Origin of the sequence: Burkholderia sp. Bp8998, from assembly GCF_003854235.1 — a bacterium.
Lineage (GTDB): Bacteria > Pseudomonadota > Gammaproteobacteria > Burkholderiales > Burkholderiaceae > Burkholderia.
The window spans coordinates 1-3,084 of the sequence record NZ_QTQF01000101.1 but is presented as its reverse complement, the minus strand read 5'-3'; the positions used below and the strand labels follow the sequence as shown (position 1 = coordinate 3,084).

Genomic DNA, 3,084 nt, shown 5'->3' with positions numbered 1-3,084 from the left:
CCCCGCTGACGGCCGCCATTTCCTTGCGGCTGAGTTCGTGGGCGCGGGACAGGTCGTTGATCATCAGTGCGGACATGATAAATCTCCTAGGTTTGCTGCGGTTTGGAAGAGAGCACGTTTCGTTGCGCTCGCAGCTACTAATGCATGGGGCGTGCCAGGTCGGCTCATATGTGCATGATGGACGCTCAACCGCTTGAAAATAAAGGAGATTTCATCCGGATGGCGAGGTTTCGCCGGACCCGTCGAGCAGGATCGGCGAACGACGGTGTCGGGTTTGTCCAAACGATTTCCCGGGCAGCTGTTTCACTGCAGCCAACACGAAAGCGGTCTGACGGACCCGCCCCGTCCGGGATCGTGATGCCTTCGCAGACGGGAGGATTCTTCAGGTTTTTCGCATCGGAACCGTGACGCACCGGCGTCAGGAGATCGTCGTCATGAGCGCGCTTGAATACGATGTCATCGTTGTCGGGAGCGGCTTCGGCGGAGCGGTGGCGGCCTGCCGCCTTGCGGAGGCGGGGTGGAAGGTGCTGGTGCTGGAGCGTGGTCGCCGCTGGACGCCGAAGACGTATCCGCGCGACGAGACCGACCCGTGGCTCTGGGATCAGCAGAACCCGCAGCGATTCCACGGCTGGGCCGACCTGCGTGTCTTTTCCCGCATGTCGGTGGTGGCTGCCGCGGGCGTGGGCGGCGGGTCGCTGATCTACGCCAACGTCTCGGTCGAGGCCAAGCCCGACGCCTTCGATCAGGGCTGGCCGCCGGAGATCACGTACGAGGCGCTCAAGCCCTACTATCAGCGCGTGGGCTGGATGCTGTCGGTCCAGGAGGTGCCCGACAACCAGATCAGCGAACGCACCCGCCTGTTGCGCGACGCTGCCGACGCCTGCGGCTGGGGCGATCGCTATCGCAAGTTGCCGCTCGCCGTGTCGTTCTCGCCGGGCTACGATCCGTCCTTGCCCGGCGCGCGCGACGACCGGCATTCCGTCAGGCACGTCAACGTGCATGGGGTATCGCAAGGCACGTGCGTGCACTGCGGCAATTGCGACATCGGATGCCAGGTGTCGGCGAAGAACACGCTCGACCTCAACTATCTGGCCGTGGCCGAGCGCCATGGCGCAACCATCCTTCCGCTGCACGTCGTGCAGAAGCTCGAGCCGCTCGGCGCGGGATGGCGCGTGCATTTCAACGTCATCGATTCCGCCGCCGGCAGTTTCAAGCCCGGAACCGCCACGGCGGCCAGGGTGATCGTCAGCGCCGGATCGATCGGCAGTACCGAGTTGCTGCTCCGCTGTCGCGACGAGCATCGCACGCTGCCGAATCTGTCGCCGAGGCTCGGCTGGGGCTGGGCCTTCAACGGCGACTTCGTCACGCCGGCCTTCTATCGCCACCGAAAGATTTCCCCGTCGCACGGCGTCACCATCTCCGCTGCGATCGATCTTCTCGACGGGGCCGACGACAATGGTCAGCCGCTGTTCGTGGAGGACGGCGGCGTGCCCAATCTTGCGCACGATTTCGTGCGCCGCCACCTGCAGCGCTCGCACGGTGGGGTGACGCGCGCGTTCTGGCGCGCCTTCGCGCGCCATTTCGATTGCGATGACCCGGTCGAGAGCATGATGCCCTGGTTCGGCCAGGCGATCGATCCGGGGGACGGGCACATGCGGCTCGGCCGCTGCTGGTTTGCGCCATGGCATCGCGTATTGCGGCTCGACTGGTCGTACGCGCGATCCCGGGCTGTCGTCGATGCGATGGTCGATACGCACCGCCGCCTGTCGGTCGCCACGGGCGGCGAACCGTTCGTCCCGCCGACATGGAGCGACTTCCACCGGCTGATCACCCCGCATCCGCTCGGGGGGTGCAACATGGGACTCACGCGCGACGATGGCGTGGTGAACGCGGATGGAAAGGTGTTCGGTTACGACGGGCTCTACGTGATGGACGGTGCGACGGTCCCGCGCGCGCTCGGGCTGAATCCGTCGCGCACGATCGCCGCGCTGGCCGAGCGCAATGTCGCCGTGTTGCTCGGCCAGCACCGCCGCTCCGAATCGAGCGCTGCCGGGAACCGCCGCGCGGGCTAGTGCGAGAACCCCGACGCCGTTTCGCTGACGCTTTTGCCTTTGGACTTGTCGCCGGCCCATCCACCCAACTGCGAGCCGATGAGGATTCCGAAAAATGCGCCGGCCGCGATCAGCCCGTCCCAGACCGGCGATATGGCGAGCTCGGCGGTCATCTTTCCGGACACTGGGCCGACGATCCCGAGGATATAGCCGTCCAGAAACGTACCGCCGGTCAGCATCATGATCATCCTGATCATGAAGCGTCGTTTGAACGCCGAGGACGTCTCGTCCCCAGGCGCCACGGCGGAAACAGCAACGCGCCCTTGGTTCGCGGTCTTTCTGACGTGCCGGAATCCGTTCGAACCGTGCTTCGAATGGTTTCGTTTCGCGACGGCTTTTCAATGGTTCATCGCTGGAAGCCGTGGCGGGTTTGAAGGCGATTGGGTCATCTGATGCCCGACTTTGGTGCAGTCGGGATCCAGTGGGGTGACGGCGCGGCCGTGCCGCCGCGAGCCATTGTCGGGTCGCGAGAGCCGTCCGGACCGGGGAGGCGTCGATGAGTCGCTTGAGGGCAAGCATCCGTCGGAAAACGACGATACCCTTGAATTGTGGCTGACGAACCTAGCAAGGGATAGCGCACATCAAGGAGATCGTCATGAAACTATTCGGAAAACTGTTGTGGACCGGCGCATTGTCGGCAATGGTGGCACTGAGCGCATCCGCGCTCGCCGATACGAAGCCGACGTTGAAGATCGGCTACGTCGAAGGCTGGGATGACAGCGTCGCGACGTCGAACGTCGCGGCCCGCGTGATCGAGAAGAAACTCGGTTACCCGGTCCAGCTCGTGCCGGTGGCCGCCGGGATCATGTGGCAGGGCGTGGCGCGCGGCGACCTCGACGCGACGTTGTCCGCGTGGCTGCCCGTCACGCACGGCTCCTACTGGAGCGAATACAAGACGAAGGTCGTCGATCTCGGCGCGAACTTTCCCGACGCGAAGATCGGCCTGATCGTTCCCGACTACGTGAAGGCGAAG

Annotated in this window: 4 protein-coding genes; 3 read left to right on the top strand and 1 reads right to left on the bottom strand. The window is 64.7% G+C overall.

The annotated features are described in order from the left end of the window. The first annotated feature begins 434 nt into the window (after nucleotides 1-434). Nucleotides 435-2,072, top strand: a complete 1,638-nt coding sequence (locus DIE06_RS37455) for a GMC oxidoreductase (RefSeq protein ID WP_124665710.1) — start codon at nucleotides 435-437, stop codon at nucleotides 2,070-2,072. Here DIE06_RS37455 and DIE06_RS37450 read toward each other — a convergent pair. Continuing rightward, complete coding sequence (locus DIE06_RS37450) at nucleotides 2,069-2,293, bottom strand: hypothetical protein (protein WP_260433905.1); 225 nt, start codon at nucleotides 2,291-2,293, stop codon at nucleotides 2,069-2,071. The two genes, DIE06_RS37455 and DIE06_RS37450, sit on opposite strands and share 4 nt — an antisense overlap. On the opposite strand from DIE06_RS37450, the gene DIE06_RS38615 reads away from it, so the two are divergent. Both DIE06_RS38615 and DIE06_RS37445 read left to right on the top strand, forming a co-directional pair. Next, the gene (locus DIE06_RS38615; RefSeq protein ID WP_185733580.1) at nucleotides 2,292-2,504 is read left to right on the top strand and encodes a hypothetical protein; all 213 of its coding nucleotides are present in this window, start codon (nucleotides 2,292-2,294) and stop codon (nucleotides 2,502-2,504) included. The two genes, DIE06_RS37450 and DIE06_RS38615, sit on opposite strands and share 2 nt — an antisense overlap. 202 nt (nucleotides 2,505-2,706) lie before the next feature. Next, a partial coding sequence (locus DIE06_RS37445; protein WP_311767663.1) for a glycine betaine ABC transporter substrate-binding protein occupies nucleotides 2,707-3,084 on the top strand: 378 nt, incomplete at its 3' end.

Bases quoted from the DNA above. Each gene is read 5' to 3' on its own strand.
- DIE06_RS37450 (WP_260433905.1), bottom strand. From the start codon at position 2,293: ATGATGCTGACCGGCGGTACGTTTCTGGACGGCTATATCCTCGGGATC.
- DIE06_RS38615 (WP_185733580.1), top strand. From the start codon at position 2,292: ATGATCATCCTGATCATGAAGCGTCGTTTGAACGCCGAGGACGTCTCG.
- DIE06_RS37455 (WP_124665710.1), top strand. From the start codon at position 435: ATGAGCGCGCTTGAATACGATGTCATCGTTGTCGGGAGCGGCTTCGGC.